This is a genomic window from Bacillus cereus group sp. BfR-BA-01408 (assembly GCF_022663305.1).
Taxonomy (GTDB): Bacteria; Bacillota; Bacilli; order Bacillales; family Bacillaceae_G; genus Bacillus_A; species Bacillus_A pacificus.
In genome coordinates, this window is sequence record NZ_JAKUFF010000237.1 from 1 (window position 1) to 295 (window position 295).

The following is a 295-nucleotide window of genomic DNA, read 5'->3' on the forward strand; positions in this document are numbered from 1 at the left end:
TCATGTCCTGTAGCTGGAAGTTGTGCATGAGACGCACCTTGTCCTTTTTCTGGTAAGGTAGGTTTTTCTTTATCTACGTTTTCCATTCCTTCACTTGGTGTTCCTGTCTCTTCACCTGGCTTCTCTGTTTCTTCACCTGATGTTCCTGTCTCTTCACCTGGTTTCTCTATTTCTTCACCCGGTTTTCCTGTCTCTTCACCTGGATTCTCTGTTTCTTCACCCGGTTTTCCTGTCTCTTCGCCTGGCTTTTCTGTTTCCTCACCTGGCTTTTCTGTTTCTTCACCTGGTTTCTCTG

The 295-nt window shown here is 45.8% G+C and carries 1 pseudogene; it reads right to left on the reverse strand.

Features of this window, described 5'->3' with window-relative positions:
• Nucleotides 1-295 (reverse strand): annotated as a pseudogene (locus MR083_RS27105) (hypothetical protein); the annotation flags it as partial.